Here is a 26,043-nt window from a genome sequence, read left to right as displayed (position 1 = left end):
TCACTCATATTTTATTTTGTTTTTCATTATGCGATTCAACTGGACTAATATCTTTGTATTGCTGGTTTTGCAATAACTTCTGATCATCAGAATTAACTGAATCTTTAAAATCTTTAATTGCACCACCTAAGTCTTTACCTAGATTTTTTAACTTTGAAGTTCCAAATAATAAAACAACAATCACTGCAAATAGTAAAATATGCCAAATAGATAAACCCATTTTCTCTATCCTATATTAATTAAATGTAAAGAATATTAATATCACGATATTATCTACTTTCTAAATCATATTAATATCGATCAATATTCAAATTAATTATGCTGTATGATCTAGCATATTAAGTGCCTGATTGCGGAAACCAAATAAAAGTTCACTTTCTTTATGTCGAGGATGTGTCAACGGAACTTGAATAATTTCTTTAATTTTTCCTGGTCGGGCTGACATGACAATTACACGGTCTCCAAGATAGACAGCTTCTTCAATATCGTGGGTGACTAAAATCATGGTGATTTTTTCGTGTTGCCAGATACGCTGAAGCTCAGCTTGTAAGTGACTCCGTGTGATGGCATCTAAAGCGCCAAACGGCTCATCCAAAAGTAAAATATCGGGTTTATTGACGAGTCCACGAGCAATTGCAACACGTTGCGCCATGCCACCCGAAAGCTCATGTGGATAAGCCTTTTCAAAACCCTTCAGCCCGACAATTTCTATATGCTCATTTACCCGTAAATTTCGCTCTTCACGGGTGAGTGGAGTCTCTTCAAGTGCTAAATGGATATTTTCAAAAACAGTAAGCCATGGAAGTAATCGGTGTTCTTGAAAGATAAGACCACGTTTTAAATCGGTACCTTTTATTTGGGTTTGATTCAATAAAATTTCACCGTCATAATCTTGATCTAATCCAGCAATAAGACGTAATAGTGTTGATTTTCCACAGCCACTGCTGCCAACAATCGAGATAAATTCGCCTTGCTCAATGTTGAGGTTAATACCATCTAAAACGGTCAAAGTATTTTGATCACGTTGAAAAGATTTATTGAGTTTTTTAATAGAAAGTAGTGAGAACGACATATAAATTCCTAACAATATTTTTAAAAAGACAAATTAGGTACGCCATTGCAGCAGGCGTTTTGAAATAAGATGAATACCTGCCGTCATAAAGGCCCCACAAAGGGTAACCGTAATGGCACAAACCAACAGAATATCCATTTCGGCATTAATCTCGGCTTTCATCATTAAGTTGCCGAGTCCCGCACCCGCATTGAATAGCAATTCACTTGCTGTAGTGGTGATCCAAGTAAAGGGCACGGCTAAATTTAGACCAGTTAAAATATGGGGTAGGGCTTGAGGAAGGTGTATTTTTTTAAATTTTCGCCAGAATGAAAATTGATAAATACGTGCGATTTCATCGTATTTTGCATCATTGTGGCTAAGGCCCTGAAATGTATTAATCACTAATGGAAAAAACGAAGCAAGCGCGATAATAAAGATTTTTGCTTCTTCTCCATTACCAAACCATAAGGCAATTAAAGGTGTTAAACCCAGTAACGGAACTTGTCGAATACTGTTAAATAGTGGAGAAACTAAAGCATTTAAAACCTTTGAATAAGCAAGCAAAGTGCCTAAAAGTAATCCGCTTATTGAACCTAAGATAAACCCTATTCCAGCTTTTTTAAGACTTCCCCATGTGTTTAGCCACAATTCACCGGTTTCAAGCAATTTAATAAATGCGAAATAAATGTTTTGCAAAGGAACAAATGCATAGGCATGACTGGCACCTAAGCTTGAGTTGTATTGCCATAAGCCTAATAACAATAATGGCAGTACTAAGCCTTGTACTAAAATAATTGGCCGTTGCCATGTCTGTTTTAAAGTAAATGAACGCTGAGACATTATTTATTTCTCCCCCGAACTGAGCGCAGGCGAGATAAAGCGTTGTTCCACTAAACGTAAAACTTTATCTAAACCAAACCCGACCACGCCTGTGATAAACACACCAACCATCACAACATCTAAGCGCAACATTTGACGTCCTAGTTCCATCATTTGCCCAATACCCGTTCCAGCTGCCAGTAGTTCAACGGCAACTAAAATCAGCCATGCACGACCAAGTGCAATTCGTAGTCCACCAATTAACGGCGGGAGTATGGATGGAAGAATAATAAGCCTGAGCCAAGCTCGTGTTTTAAGCTGATAGATTTGTCCTAGTTCAATATATTTTTTGGGAATATTTTTGACTGCATCGGCCGTTGCTAATGCAATTGGAAAAAAGCAGGCTTTAATAATCAGTAAAATTTTAAATAATTCACCAATCCCAAAAACTAAAATAAAAATAGGAATAAGGACAAAGATCGGAATTTGATAAAAAACGTTAAATAAAATATAGGTGTAATTGCGAAATAAAGTATTCGCCCCATAGGCAACACCAAAAGCAATTGCACTGATTGCTGCAATAGAAAATCCCAAAAACAGACGAGAAAGACTATCTTTGAGATGCATTTGAAGTTCACCACTTTGTAACAACGCAATGAAAGTATTCCAGACAGTTTTAGGCGGCACCAAAATTTGGGTTGGGAAAATCTGTAAAGAACTAATCAAATGCCAAATGAGTAATACTAATAAGGGTGAAATCACAGAGAGCAGCCCATACACCTTTTTAGAAGAAAATGTCTTACGGAGTGGGGTTTTAAATAAAACGTTATTTTGCTCAATAAGTGGCTTTACTAGTATTTTCATTGTCTAGTTTCCTTGCTTATTTGAAGCATGATTCGTCTGTAAATTTTGAATCGCTTGACGGGTAAACTTCGGATTCAACAGTTCATCTGCTTTGATTGGAGTTTGAATAAGCTGATTTTTCACTGCATGATCAATGACTTTTGAATAATGCTGTTGCAGAAAGTCGACTTGATAGTCTGGAGACCAGTCTTGTTGCCATGTGCTTGCCGTGTTCTGGCTTTCACGTTGAATCACACTAAGAGGTTGGCCAAACTTAGTTTGACTTTCCTGAAACTCATCTTGATGGTGCGCAATCCAATCCATTGCACGTACTGTCGCATCAGCAAGTAATTGTGTGGTATCTGGATGTTGCTCAATATAACTTTTGCTACCCCAGAGTTCGGCACGCATTTTCCAATCTGCGGGCAAAGATTGTGACGACCAAATAATTTTACCCAAATGGCGATCTTGTAAAGTAAGTGCATCACTTAAGGTAAAAAAGGCATCTACACTTTTGGCAGATAAAGCGGCAGCCCCAGCTTGCGGGTTTAAATTCACAATTTGAAAGTCTTTTAGGCTTAATCCTTTACTTTGTATGAGTTGCCCAAAGTTAATTTCCCACGGACGGCCACGATGTAATGCAATTTTTTTACCTTTTAATTCTTCAATAGATTTAATAGGTGAATTTTCTGGAACAATAAGGTAAACGTTATTACCGATACCTCCAGGTACAACAATTTGTGTTTTAACGCCTGTTGCATTCAGGACTACAGCCGGAAGGTTCCCATAAAAAGCAAAATCGATTTTATTATTTAGAAAACTTTCATTAACCAAAGTCGCTACAGCAGCAGTGGTCACCGGTTCCCATTTCAATTCAATGTGATTTTGCTTTAATGCTTTTAGAAAAATTTGATCTTGTGAAATGAGTTGTGGCACACCAATAAAGTCCAAACTACCCGAAGTGCCATTGGCAACGACAGCAATTCGGAGTTGTTGCTGTTCAGACTGTTTTGGGGTGGTATCTTCTGTTTTTTGTGCGCCACAAGCAACAAGACCCAAAAAACTAAAACCTAAAACTAAACGTGGAAAAATACGCATATCATCATAAGAATTAAAAAATATAAGGGTATTGAGCAAGAACCACGCCAATAAAATTATCTTAAATAAATCAATAAATTATAATTTTTTATAATTATTGTTGAGGTTAAATGCCGCCGTTGTGTTGTGATTGGGACACTCTTTAGCGTTTAAGTGTTGAAATATCAACACAGCCTTTAAACTCGATTTTTTAATATCCATATAAAACAGCAGCATAGCTAAAAGTTAATTTAAAAAAATAACGGCATGATTCCTGCTCATAAGACTTTTAACGAATTAAATATCGTCAAATCTTTAAATTATCGAGATTCATTATGTCAGTTGAGTTTTTATGGAGAATCCCTGTTCATGGGGATGGTCGTCGAGCACATCAATTACACACACGCGGAGAATGGAATCAATTAACTCCAGCAGTTCAATCTCCACAACGTGTTGCACCGCAACATGAAGATCAGTTATTTGCTTACTATGACTATGTTGAGCAAGTGGCGAAAGCAGCCGATATTGTTGGTTTCCATGGCGCACTCATTCCTGCTTTTCCACATACTGAAGAACCATGGGTGTTAGCGTCTGCATTGGCCAGAGAAACTAAAAGACTTCGTTTGCTCATCGCAATTCAACCTTGGTTTATTCATCCTGCTTATGCAAGCCAAATGGCTGCAAGTTTGCAGCGCTTGAGTCAGGGACGAGTAGAGTGGAATGTGATTTCAGGGGGAGGTGGTGCACAACAACGTGCGTATGGGGATTTTATTGAACATGATCAACGTTATGCACGAACCAATGAGTTTTTAGAATTTGTGAAAGGTTATTCACACCACGCACCTTTCAATTACGATGGAAAGTTTTTCCATGTTGAACAGGGCGGCCTGAAATACCCGATGAATCAATATGAAGTTCCACGCTTATGGTTAGCAGGTGCAAGCGATGCGGCTTTACAAGTCGCAGGCCGTCATGCAGATATTCATTTAACTTGGGGCGAACCTGTAGACCAACAGAAGAAAGTAATCGAACAGGCTCAAAATTTCTTTGAGCAGAATTCGCCGGAACGAAAAGTTAAATTTGGCATGCGTATTGATATTTTAGCGCGACCAACCCAAGAACAAGCCTTCCAAGAGCTTAAACAAATGTATGAAACCATTACTGTCGATAGTAATGCTTTTGAACGCAAAGACACTGAATCTGTTGGAGCGAAGCGCCAGCAAGCCTTAGCACAGGGCAACCGTTTTGAAGACCTATTTGTGAGTCCAAATGTTTGGGCGGGAATGTCAAATGTACGAGGTGGCCCAAACTGTATTTTAGTCGGGAGTTATGAGCAAGTCGCAGAACGTTTGCAAGAATATATTGATATTGGGGTGGGACATTTTATTTTAGCCAGTAACCCACATTTAGAAGAAGCATATCGAGTAGCTGAAGAAGTCTTACCCTTAGTAGGATATAAATTAAAATAATAAACTTAGATCCCTTTGCGATATCAAAGGGATCTTGTTGTTTGAACAGCATAACACTGTCTGAAAACCAACATCTTTTGTATTAATCATTTGAAAAATACAAATTAAATTAATAAAAAATAATAACTTATAGTTTTGGCATGGCTTGTGCAATTTACGACTTAATCTTTTATTTTTAGTTTAAATTTTTATGCGTGATCAAATCTTTAATCCCCATAAGCGGGCTTTGCTCTTTGAGCAATTTGCGACAGTTGCAGCCACAACTGAAATTGCAGATCCATTTGCAAAGCATGATCAAGACTTTATTCAACCTGCTCCAGTGAAGTTGAATAAAGTCTTAATCGCAATTATTGCGGTTGCTTCAGCACATCTTGGAATTTGGTATGTCGCAAAACAATTGCCGACACCAGCTTTAGATATTCATAAACCAGAACCTGTGGTGATTGAAATCGTAAAACCGGTTGAACCACCTAAAGTGATTGAACCCAAAATTCCACCCATTACTGAAAAACCAAAAGTTCCACCTGTGGTGGAAAAACCCAAGCCAATTCCTAAACAGGTTGAACAGCCCAAACCTGTCCAAAAAAGTGTGGAGCAACCTAAGCCAGTTGCAAAAGTGGTAGCTGCACCCACTCCACAAAAAGTTGCAGAACCTGTGGTCACAAAAGAAGTAGTCACAGAACCGGTTAAAAAAGTGGCTGAGCCTGTAAAAGCGTCAGATGACAATTTACCTGTGACTGAAGCCAAAGGTTATGCCGGATATCTCAGTAACCCTGCACCTGAATATCCTGAACAAGCTTTAGAACGTGGTTGGGAAGGCTCAGTCATTTTACGGGTCAAAGTATTAGCAAATGGCAGCCCGGATACAGTCAGTGTCAAGCAAAGTAGTGGCAAAAAGCTTCTAGACAGTGCTGCCGTAAGAACAGTAAAGCAATGGAAATTTTCACCTGCGCTAAAAGGGAAAACCCCTGTAGAAGGCTGGGTCGATGTTCCAATTCATTATCAATTACCGAAATAAAATTTAAATTAAGAGGATATTTTCATGTCAGATATTAATTCATTGATCCATGACGGCACGATCTGGTTATTAGTTGCTTTCTCAATTGTGACTTGGGTGTTGATTGTGGTTAAAGTGGTCCAGACACAACGAGCGACAAAACAAAGTAAGCTTTTTGTAGAAGAGTTTTGGAAAGCAAAAAACTTATCAGATGCAGTAACTAAGTCTGAACTGGGTGAAGGCCCAGCAGCACGAGTGGCTAACACAGGTTTTCAGACTTTAATTGAAGCAGATGAAAAGACGCACCAAGACTTACAAAACAGTTGGAGCCGTCAGGACTTATTAGAGCGCCATTTAAGTAAACAAGTTCTAACTGAGCGCCGCCAATTAGAAAAAGGCTCCGCTTTACTGGCTTCTATTGGAAATAACGCCCCATTCATTGGTCTGTTCGGTACAGTATTTGGGATTATCCATGCATTACAAGCGATTGCTCATTCAGGTAATGCAAGCATGGATGTCGTGGCTGGACCAATTGGAGAGGCGCTGGTGGCAACAGGTATTGGTATTGCAGTTGCTGTACCTGCGGTGCTTGCCTATAACTACTTTGTGCGTAAAGTAAAAACTATTGGCGCAGATCTTGATGATTTTGCAACGGACTTCGTGAGTCTAAATCAAAAAGCAGGATTCCAACTATCAACTGCTAAAAAAGGTACGACTGGTAATACGGCGCTTAAAGATAATTCTGCTAAAGAAGTGAAAGAGAAAGGAGTGTTTGCATAATGGCAATTTCTACCTCTCAAGAAGACGATGTCGTCAGTGAAATTAATATTACGCCGCTAGTCGATGTCATGTTGGTCTTACTTATTGTATTCATTGTGACAGCTCCTTTGTTAACAAATACGGTGAAAGTAAACTTACCAAAAGCGGCTCCAACTCAATCGACAGATCAAAACAAAGCTGTGGTGATTAGTGTAAATCCACAAGGTGAAATATTCCTTGATAAAGATAAGGTTACACTTGCGAACTTTGAACAAGAAATAAAGTCACGCAAAAGCAGTAACCCTAAATTAGCATTAAATTTAAATGCTGATGAGACCGTACCGTATGGAACAGTTGCAAAATTATTGGCAAGTATTGAACGTGTAGGTGTAGATAAGCTCTCTGTGATTACAGTGCCTAAATAATTCCCCCCGTAAAAAAAGCTGCTTCGGCAGCTTTTTTTATATGGTGAGTATTAAGCTTTCCAGAGTTTTTCAAAGCGCCATGTCGGAAAAATTGTATGTTCAGGAGCTAAACCACCAATATTTTTAGCTGCTGCGTCAATCGTATGGCTAAATCCCCAAATGAGCATTCCACCACGTTCATGTTGAATTTTTTGTGCTTGCGCTAAATGGATTTTGCGTTTGGCTAAATCAGGCTCTGCCAGTGCTTTAAAAAATAACTCACTATATTCAGGGTCTTTAAAGTTCACACGGTTGGTGGTGGAAATTGGAGCATCGTTAACAACGGCCGTCGATAAATATGGCGTGCCGACATTGGTCGCATTACTCGATAACTGCCACTTACTGCGGTCAGGGCCATTAAATGTTGCAAAATCGACTTGTTTAACTCGAATATTCACATTGGCTTGTTTTGCTTGCTCGGCAAAAATTAATGCAGGTTGAGCACTACTCACTGGGGTAACAAGCTCTACACTTAAACCATCTTTAAAACCTGCTTGGGCTAATAGATTTTTTGCCTCGGTAATATTTTGTTGGCGCTGCGGCAAATTGAGAAAGGCAGGGTCTTGCGGTGAATAAAGATCATTGGCGATCCGACCTTGCCCATTTAAGCCTCGCTGTACCAACTCCTCTCGGTTTGCAATCAAACGAAATGCCTGACGCACTCTAGGGTCATTAAACGGCGCTTGTTGAGTATTAAAGTCAAAACTATTATGCGTATTGGTCGCAGAGCGTATAGTTTGAATGTGTTTTGCTTGCTCCAAAATTTTAATATATTCGGGTGAAATCGCATTTGCGACATCAATTTGTCCAGCCAATAAAGCATTTAATCGAGAAACCTGATCTTTAAAATCAATCACTTCAAAACTATCTGCATAAGGTTTGTCTGCTTTAAAGTAATTATTAAAACGAGTAAAAACAGAACGCTGCCCCGGAATAAACTCTTTGACTTTATATGGACCAGCTCCGACTGGATTATGAATAGGGTCGAAGTCAGTTGGTACAATTCCTCCAAAGTTTACCCAAGTTTCGGGCAATGCAACAAAGCCGGGAATCGTACTAATAAAAGGAATACGAACGGTATATTCATCTAGTTTTTGAATACGATCTCGGTCAATCCACTGCACCAGATTGCGAAATGGTGAAGCGAGTTTAGGATCTGTTAGACGTTTCACTGAAAAGATCACATCATCTGCCGTAATGGTTTTACCGTGATGAAATTCTAAGCCTTTGCGTAAACGGATGGTCCATTCACTTGCATTATGATTAGGTTCGGCAAACTCCGCTAAAGCAAGTCGGGGCAGCATATTTTCATCCCATTCCCATAATTTATTATAAATAGCGAAACCTCGTGTAATACCACTTCCTGATGCTGAAAGATGAGGATCTAGACTGCCTGATTGTTGTCCTCCAATCAGCCCCAAGCGTATAACTCCTCCATGCTTTGGCGTTGCTGAAGAGACACTTTTTGATTCGGTACTATTATCTGGAGAGGGGCCACAACCTGATAAACTGCCCAACAAAGAGACGCCACCTAGCGCCGTGAGACTTTGTGTTAAAAATTTTCGACGTGATAACTGAAATGTTTGATTTGTCATTATAAATACCTGATTAGATCTTCATCTTCTAAGGTATTGCAGAATAAATGCCAATATTTTTATATAATTTTAATATATTTATCAATCATTTATATAATTATTGTTTTTGGTGACTGTCTCTATTTCAACAGCTTTGTTGAAAAAATAAACATGAATAGAATTAATAAGTAAACAATCAGAAGTTAAAAGCAATTTAATCAAATGGTTAGATTGAATTATTTGGCGATTCAATGGTTGGCATAGGCTTTGCGTAACGCATTGTAAATTTACTTTACTGAGTGTGATATGAGACAGCCTTTTCAATTAAAACCTTTAGTTATTGCGCTTAGCGTATTAGGGGCGACTTTACCGTTATATGTTTTTGCCGAGGAAACACCACAACAAGCAGGTGATTCTGAAAGTGATGTAATTACTTTGCCCGATGTAGTCGTTACTGGAGCAACCAAGAAAACTACCGTTGTTCCTAATCGCAAAGTTACCTCAATTTATGGAACGGATAGCTCTGTATTGGATACCCCGCGTGTAGTATCCCAAGTATCAGAACAACAATTTAGAGAAGATGTTATTCGCAGTGCGGATGATCTCGTCAAATATGCACCGAGTATTACGCGAGGCGGGGGACAAAATGCTAACTTTGCTCCACAAATTCGCGGACAGAACTCGGAAGTTTTTCAAGATAGTCAACGCATTTACAGTACTCGCCATCCGACCAATCTCAATGCTTATGAAGGAGCCGATATTGTGGCAGGACCTACAGGTGTAATTTTTGCGCCGACTTCAGGTTCTGGCGGATATATTAACTACCTGACAAAAAAGCCTAATTTTAATAAAGCCGAAACCAATATCTCTGGGACTGTAGGTTCCATTTACTCAGGTAAAGGCGCAGAGCCTAATTTCTCTGTCAGTATTGATCATACAGCACCCATTTCAAAAGAATTAGCATTTCGCGTGAGTGCAACAGCACAAAAGACAGATGACTATTATGACAATGTGAAAAATAACTTTAATGCATTTTATGGGGCACTTGCTTGGCGTCCAAATGATCGTTTAAGGGTAGATTGGAATATCAGTTACGATGACTATTATGATTTTAACGTGACGCATGGCTGGAATAGAGCATCGCAGCAATCGGTTGATAATGGCCTTTATTACAAAGGTAGGGCTACGCCTATTATTCAAAACGGATCGACTTTTTGGTCTCCAGTATTTGAATCAGGTGCGGCAAATTCTAAAGTCATTGGTTGGCAAACTCGTCAGAAGAACGATAAAAACCAATATGTTGCTGTTGGTGGAGTTCAGACCACGCCTTTACCGGACTCAACTGCGGATCAAGCAGGAACCATTAAAGGTTGGGTCTATGATCCATCAATTCCTGGTAATGAATTGGTCAAGCTAGATGATAATGTTTCAGGACGTAGTGAAGATAAAAATAGTGCCAAGCGATTTAGCACTCAATTAAAAGTAATTAAAGATTTAAATGACCATTGGTCTATTGCAAACAGTACGCTCTATCAAAATAACAAAGATTTAGGCGACTCTGTTGGAAGCTTCTTTACAGATTTAGATCATGAGTTAATTGATAACCGACTAGAATTTTTAGGTGACTATGATTTTGAAATAGGTGGCGTAAAAATTAATAATAAAAGCAGTACCGGGGGAACATATCGTCATGAGAAGTTTACGTCTTTAGCTGCAAATAATAGTTTTAATATTAATCCTTATGATTTAACCAATGATCCATCGCAGAAGAACCCTGGTGATTTACTAGGGTTGATTAATAATAGCGGTTCAACAGGAGGTTGGATTGGACAAGCCGGAGTGCCTCAATATTCTCAATATTTTGGCTATTTAAATTTGCCGCGCATGTACCCAATTGGAAATGGTTTATATGCTGAAAAAGGTGGCTTTCCACCGAATGGTGGAGGCGCTGTCTATACGGGCTCTGGTTTCTGGGATACGTTGAGTGTGTTCACTCAACAAAACTTTACCTTTAACGATGTATTCGGTATCAATTTAGGAATTAACCATAGTTCTGTAAGAGCAAAACTTGAAAACCCACTTGTTTTAACCCCAACAGATGTCCGTTCGTCGAGTGATAAATATAGTCTATTGAGCTATCAACTGAGTACGTTTATTAAGCCTACTGCGAAAAGCACACTTTATTTTACCTATGATAAAAGCACTGCATTAAATACGGGAGTATTTGGGCCTTTCTTGATTTGGGGCGCTGGAAATCAACTTAATCCTTTAGCTTTTGACAGTCAAAGTGAGCTAAAAGAAGTAGGATTTAAATATGAACCTATTACTGACCAGTTATTTTTAACCCTAAGTGGATTTGAACAAAAACGAGATTTATCGCCTGATACCAACGGCAATATGGCTCGCTTTGAAATAAAAGGTATTGAGTCATCATTAAGATGGCAACTTCAAAAAAATATAGCGATTGGGGGCAATTTCACTTATTTAGATGCTGAATACAGCTCTATTGTACCTGCTGGTTTTTCACCATTTGGCTTTCATGCGGACAATGCTACGGTTTGGGGAGACAATAATACTTTAAACCAACGTAAAGCTGGACGTTATGATGCAGCAGGAATTCCCAAATACTCTGCAAGTGCTTATGTAGATTACCAACATCAGTCTGGTTTTGGCGTCAACCTTTCAGGATGGTGGACAAGCTACTGGTACACAAACTTAAGTCAAACCGTGAAAGTACCGAATAACTATAATCTGGACTTAGGTCTTTATTATCGCCAGCCACAGTGGACGGTGGGTCTTAACATTCTTAACTTAACCAATGAACGAAATTTTGTGAATGGTTTGGCAGGGTCGAATAGTGAGTTTTTACAACCAATGCGACCTCTGACTGTACAAGGCCAATTTAGTTATAAATTTTAAAACCAATCAATCATTTCCAAGAATCTTAGAAAGCCATACGTCTGTATGGCTTTATTATTAATACGGGATATAAAACACGTTAAATCGTGAATGTTGAAATAACAACAATAATACCTTTCAGACTGTCTATCTATCAGCAGCATTAAGTCATTTTTATTTTTAATTTTTTACTAAGCATTTGAAATTATTTAAATAAATTAAATGGCATAGAAGTTGCCAATATAAGAATAGATTTATTTAAATGGAGTCACCATGTTTAAGGTTACAAAAATTAGGCAGAGTATTTTAACTGCTATGTGGGGAGTAACGGCGAGTGTTTCGACATTAGCTTTAGCGAACGATGATGCTGATGCAATTCCTGCTGAGCAACAAGCTCAAGTGGTAAATGCTAAAGATGTAAAAAAATTAGGCGATGTCATCGTTACTGCACAATATCGTGCACAAAACATTCAAAAAGTTCCGACTGCAATTAAAGCGGTTTCAGGCAAAGATTTGGCTGCGAAAGGCTCAACATTTATTGGCGATGTTTTAACTTATACGCCCAATGCAGCAGCTGAAAACCCAGATGGCGATAGCCGACCACGTTGGTATATTCGTGGTTTAGGAACTGGCGATGTTGCAGCCTCTACAGTTTTTCCAGTCGGTATTTATGCAGATGGGGTTTATTTAAATGCGCCTGTTGCTGGTGCTGGAGATTTATTCGATTTAGAACGTATTGAGGTTCTACGTGGTCCACAAGGCACGCTTTACGGTAAAAACACCACGGCTGGTGCGGTGAATTACATTTCACGAAAACCTGTTTTTACAGATAAACCGACTGGTTATGGAACAATAGGAATAGGCGACCATAATCTTCGTACTTTTGAAGGCGCCGTGAACGGGGCTATATCAGATAACGTTGCCGTACGAGGAGCATTCTATTCAGAAGATCGCGATGGCTATGCAAAAAATTTAGCCAATGGTGAAAATTACGGGGATGTAGATAAAAAATCATTCCGCTTCCAAATATTAGGAAAAATTAATGATGATTGGAATGCTTTAGTCAATCTACATAGCCAAACTTATAATGGTCTTGGCAATAATGGCTCTTTAAGTATTGGAAAATACTGGGGTGTTTATGAAAGACCACAAGGCCGTGATACAAATTTAGATTTACCTGAAAGTAATAAAATCCAACATGATGGCGCTTCACTCACATTAACAGGAGATTTAGGCGGCGGTCATACTTTTACATCCATTACAGCTTTTGATAAAACCACTCAAAAATCTATTTCTGATGGTGACTATACGCCTTACGATGTAGCAAGAAGCTATAGCGATAATGAGTGGCGCCAATATAGCCAAGAGTTTCGTGTTTCTTCTGATGCTGAAAAAAGACTTAGTTGGATCGCAGGTTTTCACTTCTTTAATGAAGACTTAGACTCAACAGGCGTAAGTGCGCGAGTAAATAAAACATTACCGAATGGTGCTCCAGCTCAAACGGCGGGCACTCCAGCTTTCAGAGATATTACCTATAACCAGACCACACAAAGTTTTGCCTTGTTTGGTAACAGTACCTATAAATTTACCGATAAATTTAAAGTAACAGGTGGTCTACGCTGGACAAGTGAAGAAAAAGATATTGATCTAGATCTTGTTCAAATTACCTCGGGCGATTACACCAAAGGCAGTTGGTGGCAAAAGGACGGGTACAGTAATGCGGTTTATAACCCAGCGCCGAATGCAAATGGTTCAACAAGTCGTAAAAAGAGATGGAATGAGCTGACTTACGATATTACGCCAGAATATGAAATCACTCCTGATATCAACACATACTTCCGTTTTGCTCGAGGTTTCCGTTCAGGCGGCTTTAACACCGGACTTTCAAGTAGCCTGACGCAACTTGCAGATGTTAACCCTGAATATTTAAATAGCTATGAGCTAGGTTTGAAGTCTAGCTTGTTACAAGGCAATTTAACGGCTAATGCCAATATTTTCTATTACGACTACAAAGATATTCAAACAAATTTATTGGTTGCAACAGAAGGGCAAGGTGGAGGAGTTACCTCAGTTCTGGCAAATGGACCTAAGGCAGAAGTAAAAGGTGCCGAATTAGAATTAGATTATTTAGCGACCGATAACTTACGCCTACGTTTCGCAGGCGCTTATTTAGACAGCGAATACACCGACTTTGTTGATAAAAACCCAGTAACCAATGTCGTAAATGCTGACAATACAGGTAACAGCTTGGTTCGTTCTCCAAAATACACCATCGGTTTAGGGGGTGAATATACCTTTAATCTTGATAGTGGAGCACGCGTTATTGTGGGCACAGATGCAAAATATCGTGACCGTGAGTTTTTCTTAGTCAATCGTCAAGATTATTCTGTTGACCCAATCTTGAGTCAAAAAGGGTACACCTTATGGAACGCGAACGTTGGGTATATCAGCGCAAATAATAAATACCAAGTTAATGCTTACGTTAAAAACTTGCTAGACGAAGAATATCAAGTTCATGGGCGACCAAATGGTCCTGCTGGACAATATGTCTTAACCTATGGAAACCCACGTCAAGTTGGTGTTTCTCTCACTGCAAAATTCTAAGCTTTGCTTTACGGAGAAAATAATGGGAATTGAATTTTTTACACGTTTACCGCTTCATGGCGAAACAGAATTTTTACCCGGTGACCCACGTAATCGCGGTGATTGGGCCAATATTGAAAATGTCGAAAATACCGGAGCGGTTTCGAACTATGAAGTAGGTGATGACTTTACCTATATTGATTACTTAAGTCAGGTAGCACGGGCAGCAGAAATTAATGGTTTTGCTGGTGCACTCATGGTGAATGCACCAACGGGTGAAGAGCCTTGGACAGTATGTTCATTGCTGGCAAGAGAAACCAAAAAACTTAACTTTGTGACTGCATTTCAGGCTTATCATTTTAGTCCATATAATGCTGTACAAACTGCGGCAACCTATCAGCGTGCAACGGGTAATCGACTGGTTTGGAATATTATTAATGGCGGCTCTGAAGTCATCCAACGTCAAGTAGGCGATGACTTACCTCACGATGAACGTTATGCACGTGCTACTGAGTTCCTAGATGTTGTAAAAGGATATTGGAATAATCCTTCATTTCACTATAAAGGGAAGTACTATTCGGCAGAAGGCGGTGGTCTAAAATATCCACTGAATAAAGCAAGTCTTCCAATTATTTGCACAGCAGGTTCTTCGGAAGCTGCTCGTGAGTTTGGAGCCAAACATGCCGACTATTATTTAATGCGAGCTGAAAAACCAGAAGAAATTGCCGCATTGATTGCAGACGTACGTGCTCGTGCAAAAAAGTATGGTCGTGAAAATATAAAATTTGGTCTATCAATCGATACCATTGCTCGCCGTACTGAACAAGAAGCATTGGCAGAAGCTCAGCGCTTTCTCGATGAAGCTGCTGAAAAGCAACGTTTACACGCGGCAGCAGCCCATGCGGGTTTACGCTCAGCGCGCGTATTAAGCTTCGAAAAAGAGTATGCCGAAAAAGATGGCAGTAAAAATGTCAGTGACTTTTTTATTCATCCAAATGTTTGGTCAGGGTTTGGATATATTGGAGTGCCACCTGGTGTTGCTTTGGTAGGGAGCTACCAACAGATTATTGAGCGTATTGAAGAATACAATAGCATTGGCATAGAGTTATTCTTCCTTGCAGGCTATCCACATCTTGAAGAGTCATATCGTCTTGGTGAACACGTTCTTCCGCACTTTAAAAAGCAACGTGCTCGATTACAGCCTACAGTAGCTAGCCCAGAGTTTGATATTGCGCTTTAAAGTTTAAGTGTTCTAAATAAGCCTGATTAGTAAGCTAGTTGGGCTTTTTAAAATTTTGTTCCTTATACGCGTTTGATCTTTTATGAAAGGTCTATACAAGAATTCTTATCTTTATCTCTTATTTATAAATATAAATATTTTCTGATCTTTGTACCTGTGTAGACAGTTAAACAAAACATCTCTCTTTACACTCATCCAGAGCATAACACCAAAGATGATCACAACACGTCTCATATTAGATCTACATGACACGGATAAATGATCATCAGGTATACGTTTAGTTAAACATTCTGAGAAATCTATAACAGCAGAATGTATGGATATATATCGAGATATGAAAGAAATAATTTCGCAAAAAAACTCATCCGGGATTGTCTGGAAAAGTACCAAGAAACCATGGTTCATTTCTGTTGGGTATTTTAACTCGCTTGCGATCTATTGGATTGTACCTCTTTGTTTATTCTTACTGTGGTGGGTAGCGTCAAACGAGCAGTGGATGCCTGCCCAAATTTTACCTACCCCAAAAGACACATGGCATTCTTTCGTTGAAATCGCATCTCAAGATCTATGGTCACAGCTTGCGATCAGTCTTGAGCGCTTTGGTCTTGGCCTATTATCAGGTGTGTTAGGTGGCGTATTTCTAGGTGTTTTACTTGGCTATAGCCGCATTGCGGAACAATACCTTTCTGCAACGTTTTATGCGCTGGTCATTATCCCAACACTCGCTTGGTTGCCTTTGCTCATGATCTGGCTCGGCATCGAAAATAGTTTAAAAATTTTCATAATTTTTAAAGCTACGATGGTGCCGATTGCCTTACATACTCAGGCAGGGGTACGTGACATTCAACCCAAACTCAAAGAAATGGCAGCAATCTTACAGTTTAATCGGCTAACCTTGCTCACAAAACTTGTACTGCCAGCCACACTTCCATATTTCTTTACGGGTTTAAGACTAGCTGTTGCAGCAGGCTGGACGAGCTTAATTGCTGTTGAGTTGTTGGCTTCATCGGAAGGTATTGGATATTTAATGGTGACAGGTCGTCAGCTATTTCAGCTTGATATTGTTTTTGTCACGATTTTTGTTATTGCGTCTGTAGGAATTATTTTCGATTTTATCCTGCATCGAATTGAACGTAAGTTTGTGTTCTGGCCACATGCTGCTTTAAGTGCTCATACTTTTTACAAAAAAAGCAGAACAGATATTTTGAAATCGTGGGTTTTACCTTTGAGTTTAGTGGTGCTTTGGGCAGTGAGCAGTTGGTTTAACTTAATCTCGAGTCAAATTTTGCCTGCGCCGTGGAAAGTATTAGAGGCACTGTGGTCAGGCATTCAAGATTTCTCACTCACTACCGCCATGTATTACAGCCTTTATCGTGCAATTTTGGGTTTGACTATTGGCGGGTTAATTGGGGCGTCTGTAGGAATTGTGGTAGGGCTATTTAAACCTATTGAAAATCTGTTGGCACCTACACTCAATACATTACGTCTAATTGCCATTTTTGCTTGGATTCCGCTACTGACAGCTTGGTTTGGGCTCGAAGATTTATCAAAAATTGTTTTCATTTCAATAGCGACATTTTTTCCGATGTTTATTGCGACATGGAAAGGCATGTCGAGTATTCCAATGCAGCTTGTTGAAGTCTCAAGCACTTTAAGAATGACATTGCTTCAACGCTTAACGCTTTTGATTTTACCGAGCATTGCACCTTCAATGTTTGCTGGGTTTCGATTGGCATTGCTCTATTCGTGGATGGCATCTTTTGGAGCTGAATACTTGATGGGCTCTGGAATTGGCATAGGTAGCTACATGATGGCAGCACAGCAAAACTTTGAAATGGAGCGTGTGATAGCAGCAACCGTTTTGGTCGCTGGTTTAGGGGCGATTCTGGCATGGCTGGGCAAAATAACTGAAAACTACGCAACATCTTGGCGAAAAAATTGAGGTCATACCATGACAATTACCCTTAATACAAATACTGAAAAACATCACCAATCTTTTCAAGCTAATACTCAAACACGTGTGGCATTTCACCATGTCCACAAGTCTTTTGTCGTTAATCAACAACCTGTCAAAGTTATTCACGATTTTAATCTAGAAATTAAAGAAGGGGAGTTTATTGCGATTGTAGGTAGCAGTGGCTGCGGTAAATCTACGCTCTTACGTCTTTTGGCAGGACTAGATCAAGATTTTGATGGTCGGATTTTAATTGATGGTGCCGATGTAAGCGGGATTGGTGGCGATCGAGCGGTAGTCTTTCAAGAACATCGCTTATTTCCTTGGCTTACCGTTGAGCAAAACATTGAGCTGGGTTTATTAAATGAGGCGTTAACTTCACGTGATAAAGATATTCTGGTCCAGAAAGCAATTGAGTTGATTGGCTTAAATGGCTTTGAAAAGGCCTACCCACACCAACTATCTGGCGGGATGTCTCAACGTGTAGCTATTGCTCGTAGTCTTGTGGTGCAACCACGTATTTTTCTGTTAGACGAACCGTTTGGTGCATTAGATGCATTAACACGGCATCAAATGCAAAATGAATTGTTACGCATTCAATCCCAACAAAAAATGACCACTGTTTTTATTACGCATGATGTGGAAGAGGCCGTAACTCTGGCAGATCGTGTAGTGATTTTAAAACCTAAACCTGGTCGTGTTGAACAGATTATTCCCGTCAACTTGCCGCGTCCTCGAAATCGTTCAAGTTTTGAATTGCATCAATTAAAAGAACAGATTTTTCGGATTTTGACCGAAGACAAAATTGATTAATAGGAGTTATTGATGAATGAATTTAGTCAAGGCTCGATTAGAAAAGCATTTTTATTTGAGCAATTATCCAATCAGGTCACCCATACAACGACGGTTAATGATCCTTTTAGCCATAACGTAGATGTTGGAAATGATCCTGCTGGGCCAAAAAAGAATGCTTTGGCAATTGCGATTGTCGCCGTTGCTGCAGCACATTTGGGAATCTGGTATATCGCCAAACAACTTCCTACACCTCAGCTTGATGTTAAAACACCTGATCCTGTGGTGATAGAGATTGTCAAACCGCCTGAACCACCTAAGGTGATTGAACCTAAAATCCCTCCAGTGGTGCAAAAGCCAAAGATACCGCCTGTTAGCCCAAAGCCTGAGCCTGTACAAAAGCAAATAGAGACACCAAAACCAATACAGAAACACGTTGAGCAGCCTAAACCTGTTGAACAGCATAAGGCAGTAGAGCAACCACGGCCTGTAGCGGAACCCTTAAGTAAAAACGTGGTGGCGGCTCCTGTTCAGCAACCCGTTTCAAAACCCGCTGAAGCACCTGCGAAAGCTGCTGATGACAACTTGCCTGTTACAGAAGCAAAAGGCTATGCAGGTTATTTGAGTAATCCAGCGCCTGAATATCCTGAACAGGCTCTCGATCGAGGTTGGGAAGGTTCAGTCATCTTAAGGGTAAAAGTCTTGCCAAATGGCAGTCCTGATAGCGTGACAGTCAAACAGAGCAGCGGCAAAAAAATACTCGATAGTGCAGCAGTGAGAACCGTAAAACAATGGAAATTCTCACCCGCGTTAAAAGGGAAGACACCAGTCGAAGGGTGGGTCGATGTTCCTATCCACTATCAGCTCCCAAAATAATTTTTAACTTAATATTGATCTATAAGGAATTTTAACATGAGTGATATAAACTCCCTGATCCACGATGGGACTATCTGGTTATTGGTTGCTTTTTCAATTGTGACATGGGGTTTGATTGTCATTAAACTGGTTCAAACCCAAAAAGCCAACCGCCAAAGTAAAGCCTTTGCAGAAGAATTCTGGAGTGCCAAAAATCTGCAAGATGCGATTCAAAAATCGGAAGTAGGGCAAGGACCAGTGGCACGCATTGCAAATACTGGTTTTAAAACACTTGCCGATGCAGATGACGATACTCATCAAGATTTACAACATAGCTGGAGTCGTCAAGATTTACTCGAGCGTCATTTACGCAAACAAATTTTGTCTGAACGCCGCCAGCTAGAAAAAGGTTCTGCCTTGCTCGCATCAATTGGTAATAATGCACCTTTCATTGGGCTATTTGGCACAGTCTTTGGGATTATCCATGCTTTACAGGCCATTGCACATTCGGGTAATGCCAGTATGGATGTCGTTGCAGGGCCGATTGGTGAAGCACTAGTTGCAACAGGCATCGGGATTGCAGTGGCTGTTCCAGCGGTACTGGCATATAACTATTTCGTGCGTAAAGTAAAAACTATCGGTGCAGAACTAGATGACTTTGCGACCGATTTTGTCAGCCTAAACCAAAAATCAGGTTTTCAGCTTAAGACAGTCAAGGCAAAAATAACAAATACGAGCACTCCCGCCAGCGAGTTAAGCCATACCCACAATAAAGAAAAGGTATATGCATAATGGCCATTTCAACATCAGAACAAGATGATGTCGTCAGCGAGATCAACATTACCCCTCTAGTGGACGTAATGTTAGTTCTGTTGATTGTATTTATCGTCACGGCGCCCTTACTGACCAATACTGTTAAGGTAAACTTACCCAAGGCTGCACCAACGCATGTGACAGATCAAACCAAGGCAGTAGTCATTAGTGTTAATCCAAAAGGGGAAATTTATCTGGATAAAGACAAAGTCACTCTTGAACACTTCGAACAGGCCATTCAAACGCGTAAAGCGGCCAATCCTAAACTGGCTCTGAACCTCAATGCAGATGAGACGGTTCCTTATGGTACGGTTGCCAAGTTACTGGCCAGCATAGAACGAGTAGGCGTTGATAAACTATCAGTTATTACATCACCTAAGTCTTAAGTTCTATCAAAATAAACAAGACGAAAGAAAATCAAGATCCAAATTTGAGATCTTGATTTTTATATAATTGTTTAATCTAAATTTATATTAAACTTGAATTTCACGATTAGGTTGTATGGTCTATTTTAGAGCTTCAATTTGATGGTGAGATGGCGAATGACAACACTTGTTTATAACGATAAAAGAAGAAATAACTATGATCATTTTTTAGATTTATTAGATCAAACTCATATCAATCGTTATCAAGATTTCAACATTACCTTTGAATATAAAAAACTGGCTGAACAAATGCTCTCAGAATGTGAATTTATGGACGCATGTTCTCTTGAAGAAAAGCAGAAGTTATTTAATGAAATTAAGATAAAACATCTTTATCAGGGGCAAGTACTATATTCGAGAAATCAAAACTGTCGTGAACTCATTATTGTTTTAAGTGGTGTACTCAAATTAGGTTGGAATTCATACGACGGGAAATATCTTATTCATCGTTTTATTCCTACAGGCGCACTATTAAATATTGTCTATCTTATTTCTGAATCTGCCTTAGAACATGAATATGTTGCACATGAAGCAACTGTGATTGCGACCATTCCAGAGCATATCTTTAAGCACACCATACAGCACAATTCACGCATGCTATATCAGGTTTTAAAATTGGTATGCCAAAGAACACGGCTTTTAGACAATGATATCTATCACACATCTACACAACCTTTAAAGGTACAAATTGCGCGACAGCTCATCTATTTAATTGAATTTTTTTCGACTCAAACTCAAAAAGGCATCGAGGTTTTATTAAAACTCTCACAAGAAAATTTAGCTGAGCTTTTAAAAATATCGAGACAAAGTATCAGAAAGGAAATTCAGTGGTTTGTTGAAGAAGGCATTATAGAAACAAAATACAATCATATCTCCGTAAAAGACATCGATAAATTAAAAGCCTTACTGCACTAAAGAGATTATGACGAATTATGAATAATTTTTCATAAATGCAGAAATGCTATGTAATTTTTGTTGCAGAATTTAAAGGGGGTAATTTCTAAACTCATATCATCAATGATGAGAACGATGATATGGCAGATTTATTAATAAGAAAACCAGTGAGTGAGTTAATCGATGTAATTCCTTTATCAGGTCGTATCGGTGCACAAATTAATGGTGTTGAATTATCTTCAAACCTTAACCCTGAGATCTTGAATCAAATCAGGCAATCATTGCTTGAACATAAAGTTATTTTTTTCCGTAATCAGGAACATTTAACCGATCAAGAACAGGAAAAATTTGCCGAATTACTTGGGCAACCTATTTCACATCCTACCGTTCCAGTGGCAGAGGGTTCGACTTATATATTTGAGCTTGATTCCCGTCATGACGGTCGTGCAGACGTTTGGCATACCGATGTCACCTTTGTTTCAAATTATCCAAAAATCAGCATTTTAAGAGCGGTAACTACTCCCAATCGAGGAGGCGATACCACATGGGCAAATACAGAAGCAGCCTATGATGAATTGCCTGAGCCATTAAAGCTCCTTGCCAATCAGCTCCGTGCGATTCACACCAATGATTTTGATTATGGTGGCTTTCGCCCTTCCGCAAGTGATGAAGTCGTAAAACGCCATCAAAAAATCTTTGCTTCAACGGTCTATGAGGCAGAACACCCATTGGTCAGAATACACCCAGAAACAGGCAAGCGAACTTTAATTTTAGGCCAATTTTTTAAACGTTTTGTAGGTCTGACTGCTAAAGAGTCCAACAAGCTATTTGAAATTTTTCAAGATCGTATTACCAAACCAGAAAACACGATTCGCTGGACGTGGAAGGACGGAGATGTCGCTATTTGGGACAACCGTGCCACTCAGCATTTAGCCGTCAATGATTATGGTAATGCTTTGCGTATTATGCGACGCGTTACGTTGGCAGGCGATGTTCCTGTTGATATCGATGGCAAAGCGAGTAGGCAAATTAAGCCTTCTACGTCTTAAGTGTCTAAGCAATACAACGCTGATTTATCAATAAAAATGTGGAAAATATAATGAAACCATCAATTTTTAAAAAATTGATCTTGCTGAGCTTATTGGCTTGTGGACATGCCAGTTATGCTGAAAGCCTTAAAACAATCCGAATTGGTTCTCCCGATTTGACTGCTGGTCAGAAACACGCGGGTGGTGGAGTTGTTGATGTGCTTTACAACAAAAAATGGCTTGAGCAAGAACTTGCAAAAAACAATGTCAAAGTGGAATGGCATTTCTTTAAAGGTGCTGGGCCAGCCATTAATGAAGCATTGGCCAACAATCAACTGGATTTCGCCTTTTTAGGTGATTTACCTCCAATCATTGGTAAAGCCAATGGATTAGATACCCAATTACTTGTTCCAACGGCGCGCGGCATCACCAATTATCTGGCGGTAAGATCTGATCTTCCAATCAAAAATTTTGCTGAATTAAAAGGAAAACGCGTTGGTTTGTTAAGAGGGACAGCAGATGAATTGTCATTTGTGAGTGCATTGAACAGCCAAGGTTTAAAGCTCAGCGATGTGCGAGTGGTCAATTTAGACTTTAACGCCGTCAACGCTGCTTTGGCCGCAAAAAAAATTGATGCGTCATGGGGACCTTCTCGATTTTTTGCGTTACGTGACAAACACATCGTTAACTTGCCTATAAGTAGTCGTCAGTTAAATGGTGCAGGATCTACTCAAGGTGTGTTCTTAGGTCGTCAATCGTTTATTCGACAACATCCAAATGAAACACAACAGGTTGTGACTCAGGTTGTAAAAGGGCTGAATTGGCTCTCAAATGAGCAAAATCGAGTACCACAAGTCGCACTCTTTTTTACCCAATCTGGCTATCCAGCATCCATCTATGCTCAAGAACTCAATGGTGTAAATCTGAAGTTTTTATATTCACCGTTATTTGATGGCTATTACACCCAACAATTGCAGCAAAAAATTACTTTGGCTACGCAACAAGGGTTGATACGCAAAAATATTGACGTCAAAAGCTGGATTAATCCGTCATTTGTAAATCAAGCACTTGAACAATCAAATTTAAAGACCTACTGGAAACCAACTCAGCAGTACGAATATTTGAAATCAGTGAAATAAGCGCCGTCTTTTAAAACTTAATTATGGGGTAAATAATGTCGATATATTCGAAAAGTGTAGCGCGTGATCCGTTCACGTCAGCTACTAAACAAAAAATTTTAAATTTAAGTCTGCTTTCGCTGAGTATCTTGTCAGTTTGGGGGCAAGCTCATGCAGAAACAGTCTCAAATACCACACGTTCTTCTGAGGATGTGGCTCAATTAGAAACAGTTGTTGTAACAGCAACACGCCGTGAAGAATCACTTCAAAAAGTACCTGTTGCCGTTTCAGTTATTAGTGGAAAGGAACTCGATAAGCAACAGCGAAACTCACTTGAAACATTAGTAACACAAGTACCGAGTGTTAACTTTCGGGCTGGAGCTTCCAATAAAGATACTTCTTTATTTGTTCGCGGTATTGGAACTGTTACCACTTCACCGGGTGTTGAACCTTCCGTCTCTACAGTGATAGATGGCGTTGTGTACAGCCGACCGGGGCAAGCAACACTCGATTTGTTAGATGTGGATCGTATTGAAGTTCTTCGTGGTCCGCAAGGAACACTTTTTGGTAAAAATGCATCGGCAGGTGTAGTCAATATTGTGACCAAAAATCCGACCAGTGAAACCTCTGGTTATATTGATGCCTATGCCACTAACGATGGTGAACAACGAATTAAACTAGGAGCATCTGGTACATTAATTCCTGAAAAATTAACTGCCAATGTCTCGGCGCTATTAGGTAATTTTGATGGCAATGTAGACAACCTTACAACAAATCAAGATGTTAATGGCTATAAAAATTATGGGTTTAGAACCAAATTTGAATATACGCCTACCGATAGTTTAGTTTTAGGCTTTACTGCCGATTATCTGCATAAAAAAGGAAGTGCCCCAACAGGTATTGTGGTTAAAAATACCGATGCCAATTATGCAGCAGCATTATCGCCTGTTGTGGCATCTCCAACCAATCGAAGTACAGTTGAAAATACTCAAGCGTCGACTGATGATACCAATCAGGGTGTAGCGCTTACCGCAGACTGGACATTAACCAATCATCAATTATCATCCATTACAGCCTTTCGCCAATGGAAAAACACACAGATTGGTGACAGTGATCAGCTTGCTGCTCCGACACCAAATTTTGCCGGAATTGCCGATTTAGGCCATGTTAACAGTAAGCAATTTTCTCAAGAAATTAGAATTAAACCGCTCGATCATGGTTTTTTTGATTATGTCGCGGGTCTATATTTTTCAAAGAACAAAAACGATGAGACTTATCAACGCGAGTCAACTTGGTACAACAATGCTTCTAATGCTTATGTCGTAGATTTTGGTAAGGCAATCTATAACACAGACAGCACCAACTATGCTGCATTTGGCGAAGGTACCTTTCATTTCACAAATCGGTTGAGATGGATTGCTGGTTTACGTGTTACTCGAGATGAGTTGTCTTATGATCACAGCCGAGTTTCAACTGTTCCAAGCAGTGTAGGTGTCCGAAATGCCATTCGTTCTTCATTTAGCAGTGATGGATCGACCAGTGAAACTGGAGTTTCAGGCCGCATTGGACCTCAATATGACTTTACACCGAATATATTGGGCTATTTTACCTATTCGAGAGGTTATAAAGGTCCTGCATATAACGTTTATTTTAATATGCAGCAAAATGATACGCCTGTCATTGATCCGGAAACGGCTAACTCTTACGAACTTGGTCTCAAATCTCAATGGCTAAATAATCGTCTGCGTGTCAATGTGGCGTTATTTAACACTGATTATGATAACTATCAGGCAAATTTTAGAACCCTCGATCCAAATGGTTTCCCGATAACCCGCTTGGTTAATGCAGGAAGTGTCTCTACCTATGGGGCTGAAATTGATTCGGTATATAAGATTAATCCCAATTGGGCATTAAACTTTTCAGGTGCCTATACACATGCACGAATTGATGACTTCAAATGTCCAGCTACCGATACTTCGTGCCCAAATGTAAATGGTAAGCCGCTACCATTTTCTCCAGATTGGAAATTTAATACTCAGCTCGATCGCTATTTTACTCTAGCAAATAACAAACAAATTGAACTTTCAACCCAATATGCGTGGCAAAGCAAAGTGCAGTTCAGTCTCGACCAAAACCAAAACACCATTCAGGGTGCATATGGACTTTTGAATGCGAGCATTGCTTTAGCTGATACTGCTTCTGACTGGCGATTGGCATTGAATGTACGAAATATAACGGATAAATCATATGCAACCTTACTGAGCACCAATGGTAGCCGTATTACTCGTCAAGTCCCTAGAGATGATGAACGCTATTTTGGCATTTCATTCCGTAAAAATTTCTAAAAAGTATGTCTAGTACGCCTCGTTTTTTTCGAGGTGTACGCC

General features: G+C 39.6%; 22 protein-coding genes. 16 read left to right on the top strand and 6 right to left on the bottom strand.

The features are described from left to right. Nucleotides 1-4 precede the first annotated feature (4 nt). The 5 genes from ACIF8R_RS03135 to ACIF8R_RS03115 form a co-directional block, all read right to left on the bottom strand. Entirely contained in the window at nt 5-220 is a 216-nt protein-coding gene (locus tag ACIF8R_RS03135) for a Sec-independent protein translocase subunit TatA (RefSeq protein WP_004701592.1), read from the bottom strand. 96 nt (nt 221-316) lie between these two features. Then, nucleotides 317-1,087 carry an ABC transporter ATP-binding protein gene (locus tag ACIF8R_RS03130; protein ID WP_014206755.1) on the bottom strand — a complete coding sequence of 257 codons (771 nt, stop codon included), beginning with the start codon at nt 1,085-1,087 and terminating at the stop codon, nt 317-319. A gap of 18 nt (nt 1,088-1,105) precedes the next feature. Then, complete coding sequence (locus ACIF8R_RS03125) at nt 1,106-1,894, bottom strand: ABC transporter permease (protein WP_396479027.1); 789 nt, start codon at nt 1,892-1,894, stop codon at nt 1,106-1,108. Nucleotides 1,895-1,897: 3 nt separating this feature from the next. Beyond that, nucleotides 1,898-2,737 (bottom strand): ABC transporter permease, encoded by an 840-nt coding sequence (locus ACIF8R_RS03120; protein ID WP_396479025.1) that lies wholly within the window; start codon nt 2,735-2,737, stop codon nt 1,898-1,900. A 3-nt stretch (nt 2,738-2,740) separates the two neighbouring features. Continuing rightward, nucleotides 2,741-3,814: an ABC transporter substrate-binding protein gene (locus ACIF8R_RS03115; protein ID WP_396479023.1), complete on the bottom strand. Its 1,074-nt coding sequence runs from the start codon at nt 3,812-3,814 to the stop codon at nt 2,741-2,743. 314 nt (nt 3,815-4,128) lie between these two features. Here ACIF8R_RS03115 and ACIF8R_RS03110 point away from each other — a divergent pair, with 314 nt between their 5' ends. The 4 genes from ACIF8R_RS03110 (at nt 4,129) to ACIF8R_RS03095 (ending at nt 7,443) form a co-directional block, all read left to right on the top strand. Continuing rightward, a complete protein-coding gene (locus ACIF8R_RS03110; protein WP_312321353.1) occupies nt 4,129-5,262 on the top strand; it encodes an LLM class flavin-dependent oxidoreductase in 1,134 nt (377 codons plus the stop codon). Between the two features lie 190 nt (nt 5,263-5,452). Continuing rightward, the gene (locus ACIF8R_RS03105; RefSeq protein ID WP_396479020.1) at nt 5,453-6,280 is read left to right on the top strand and encodes a TonB family protein; all 828 of its coding nucleotides are present in this window, start codon (nt 5,453-5,455) and stop codon (nt 6,278-6,280) included. A gap of 24 nt (nt 6,281-6,304) precedes the next feature. Further along, the gene (locus ACIF8R_RS03100) at nt 6,305-7,039 is read left to right on the top strand and encodes a MotA/TolQ/ExbB proton channel family protein (RefSeq protein ID WP_174746288.1); all 735 of its coding nucleotides are present in this window, start codon (nt 6,305-6,307) and stop codon (nt 7,037-7,039) included. Further along, the gene (locus ACIF8R_RS03095) at nt 7,039-7,443 is read left to right on the top strand and encodes a biopolymer transporter ExbD (protein ID WP_001018517.1); all 405 of its coding nucleotides are present in this window, start codon (nt 7,039-7,041) and stop codon (nt 7,441-7,443) included. The genes ACIF8R_RS03100 and ACIF8R_RS03095 overlap by 1 nt, the downstream gene beginning before the upstream one ends. A 50-nt stretch (nt 7,444-7,493) precedes the next feature. Here ACIF8R_RS03095 and ACIF8R_RS03090 read toward each other — a convergent pair whose 3' ends face one another. Continuing rightward, nucleotides 7,494-9,077: an ABC transporter substrate-binding protein gene (locus ACIF8R_RS03090; protein WP_396479018.1), complete on the bottom strand. Its 1,584-nt coding sequence runs from the start codon at nt 9,075-9,077 to the stop codon at nt 7,494-7,496. 285 nt (nt 9,078-9,362) lie between these two features. Here ACIF8R_RS03090 and ACIF8R_RS03085 point away from each other — a divergent pair, with 285 nt between their 5' ends. From ACIF8R_RS03085 to ACIF8R_RS03030, 12 genes are all read left to right on the top strand, one after another. Next, nucleotides 9,363-11,975 carry a TonB-dependent receptor gene (locus ACIF8R_RS03085; protein ID WP_396479017.1) on the top strand — a complete coding sequence of 871 codons (2,613 nt, stop codon included), beginning with the start codon at nt 9,363-9,365 and terminating at the stop codon, nt 11,973-11,975. 252 nt (nt 11,976-12,227) lie between these two features. Next, entirely contained in the window at nt 12,228-14,558 is a 2,331-nt protein-coding gene (locus ACIF8R_RS03080; protein ID WP_396479015.1) for a TonB-dependent receptor, read from the top strand. Nucleotides 14,559-14,580: 22 nt separating this feature from the next. Continuing rightward, complete coding sequence (locus ACIF8R_RS03075; protein WP_013197887.1) at nt 14,581-15,777, top strand: LLM class flavin-dependent oxidoreductase; 1,197 nt, start codon at nt 14,581-14,583, stop codon at nt 15,775-15,777. Between the two features lie 316 nt (nt 15,778-16,093). Further along, nucleotides 16,094-17,719 (top strand): ABC transporter permease, encoded by a 1,626-nt coding sequence (locus ACIF8R_RS03070; protein ID WP_396479012.1) that lies wholly within the window; start codon nt 16,094-16,096, stop codon nt 17,717-17,719. Nucleotides 17,720-17,728: 9 nt separating this feature from the next. Beyond that, a complete protein-coding gene (locus ACIF8R_RS03065; protein WP_396479010.1) occupies nt 17,729-18,544 on the top strand; it encodes an ABC transporter ATP-binding protein in 816 nt (271 codons plus the stop codon). A 12-nt stretch (nt 18,545-18,556) separates the two neighbouring features. Further along, a complete protein-coding gene (locus tag ACIF8R_RS03060; protein WP_396479008.1) occupies nt 18,557-19,399 on the top strand; it encodes a TonB family protein in 843 nt (280 codons plus the stop codon). Nucleotides 19,400-19,435: 36 nt separating this feature from the next. Further along, entirely contained in the window at nt 19,436-20,170 is a 735-nt protein-coding gene (locus tag ACIF8R_RS03055) for a MotA/TolQ/ExbB proton channel family protein (protein WP_396479006.1), read from the top strand. Then, the gene (locus tag ACIF8R_RS03050; protein WP_133238150.1) at nt 20,170-20,577 is read left to right on the top strand and encodes a biopolymer transporter ExbD; all 408 of its coding nucleotides are present in this window, start codon (nt 20,170-20,172) and stop codon (nt 20,575-20,577) included. Before ACIF8R_RS03055 ends, ACIF8R_RS03050 begins: the two co-directional genes overlap by 1 nt. A 156-nt stretch (nt 20,578-20,733) precedes the next feature. Beyond that, a complete protein-coding gene (locus ACIF8R_RS03045) occupies nt 20,734-21,531 on the top strand; it encodes a Crp/Fnr family transcriptional regulator (protein ID WP_013197882.1) in 798 nt (265 codons plus the stop codon). A 119-nt stretch (nt 21,532-21,650) separates the two neighbouring features. After that, nucleotides 21,651-22,559 carry a TauD/TfdA dioxygenase family protein gene (locus tag ACIF8R_RS03040; RefSeq protein WP_396479004.1) on the top strand — a complete coding sequence of 303 codons (909 nt, stop codon included), beginning with the start codon at nt 21,651-21,653 and terminating at the stop codon, nt 22,557-22,559. Nucleotides 22,560-22,609: 50 nt separating this feature from the next. Then, entirely contained in the window at nt 22,610-23,677 is a 1,068-nt protein-coding gene (locus ACIF8R_RS03035) for an ABC transporter substrate-binding protein (RefSeq protein ID WP_199938834.1), read from the top strand. 128 nt (nt 23,678-23,805) lie between these two features. Further along, nucleotides 23,806-26,001: a TonB-dependent receptor gene (locus tag ACIF8R_RS03030; RefSeq protein WP_213702677.1), complete on the top strand. Its 2,196-nt coding sequence runs from the start codon at nt 23,806-23,808 to the stop codon at nt 25,999-26,001. The last annotated feature ends 42 nt before the right edge of the window (nt 26,002-26,043 follow it).

Source organism: Acinetobacter sp. ABJ_C4_1 (genome assembly GCF_044538495.1).
Lineage (GTDB): Bacteria > Pseudomonadota > Gammaproteobacteria > Pseudomonadales > Moraxellaceae > Acinetobacter > Acinetobacter nosocomialis_A.
Note: the sequence above shows the minus strand (reverse complement) of the source record. Positions and strands in the feature narration are given on the sequence as shown.

Coding starts and splice junctions, on each gene's coding strand:
- ACIF8R_RS03105 (WP_396479020.1), top strand. CDS start 5,453: ATGCGTGATCAAATCTTTAATCCCCATAAGCGGGCTTTGCTCTTTGAG.
- ACIF8R_RS03135 (WP_004701592.1), bottom strand. CDS start 220: ATGGGTTTATCTATTTGGCATATTTTACTATTTGCAGTGATTGTTGTT.
- ACIF8R_RS03040 (WP_396479004.1), top strand. CDS start 21,651: ATGGCAGATTTATTAATAAGAAAACCAGTGAGTGAGTTAATCGATGTA.
- ACIF8R_RS03115 (WP_396479023.1), bottom strand. CDS start 3,814: ATGCGTATTTTTCCACGTTTAGTTTTAGGTTTTAGTTTTTTGGGTCTT.
- ACIF8R_RS03070 (WP_396479012.1), top strand. CDS start 16,094: ATGGATATATATCGAGATATGAAAGAAATAATTTCGCAAAAAAACTCA.
- ACIF8R_RS03100 (WP_174746288.1), top strand. CDS start 6,305: ATGTCAGATATTAATTCATTGATCCATGACGGCACGATCTGGTTATTA.
- ACIF8R_RS03075 (WP_013197887.1), top strand. CDS start 14,581: ATGGGAATTGAATTTTTTACACGTTTACCGCTTCATGGCGAAACAGAA.
- ACIF8R_RS03095 (WP_001018517.1), top strand. CDS start 7,039: ATGGCAATTTCTACCTCTCAAGAAGACGATGTCGTCAGTGAAATTAAT.
- ACIF8R_RS03035 (WP_199938834.1), top strand. CDS start 22,610: ATGAAACCATCAATTTTTAAAAAATTGATCTTGCTGAGCTTATTGGCT.
- ACIF8R_RS03055 (WP_396479006.1), top strand. CDS start 19,436: ATGAGTGATATAAACTCCCTGATCCACGATGGGACTATCTGGTTATTG.
- ACIF8R_RS03065 (WP_396479010.1), top strand. CDS start 17,729: ATGACAATTACCCTTAATACAAATACTGAAAAACATCACCAATCTTTT.
- ACIF8R_RS03110 (WP_312321353.1), top strand. CDS start 4,129: ATGTCAGTTGAGTTTTTATGGAGAATCCCTGTTCATGGGGATGGTCGT.
- ACIF8R_RS03085 (WP_396479017.1), top strand. CDS start 9,363: ATGAGACAGCCTTTTCAATTAAAACCTTTAGTTATTGCGCTTAGCGTA.
- ACIF8R_RS03125 (WP_396479027.1), bottom strand. CDS start 1,894: ATGTCTCAGCGTTCATTTACTTTAAAACAGACATGGCAACGGCCAATT.
- ACIF8R_RS03090 (WP_396479018.1), bottom strand. CDS start 9,077: ATGACAAATCAAACATTTCAGTTATCACGTCGAAAATTTTTAACACAA.
- ACIF8R_RS03120 (WP_396479025.1), bottom strand. CDS start 2,737: ATGAAAATACTAGTAAAGCCACTTATTGAGCAAAATAACGTTTTATTT.
- ACIF8R_RS03060 (WP_396479008.1), top strand. CDS start 18,557: ATGAATGAATTTAGTCAAGGCTCGATTAGAAAAGCATTTTTATTTGAG.
- ACIF8R_RS03045 (WP_013197882.1), top strand. CDS start 20,734: ATGACAACACTTGTTTATAACGATAAAAGAAGAAATAACTATGATCAT.
- ACIF8R_RS03080 (WP_396479015.1), top strand. CDS start 12,228: ATGTTTAAGGTTACAAAAATTAGGCAGAGTATTTTAACTGCTATGTGG.
- ACIF8R_RS03050 (WP_133238150.1), top strand. CDS start 20,170: ATGGCCATTTCAACATCAGAACAAGATGATGTCGTCAGCGAGATCAAC.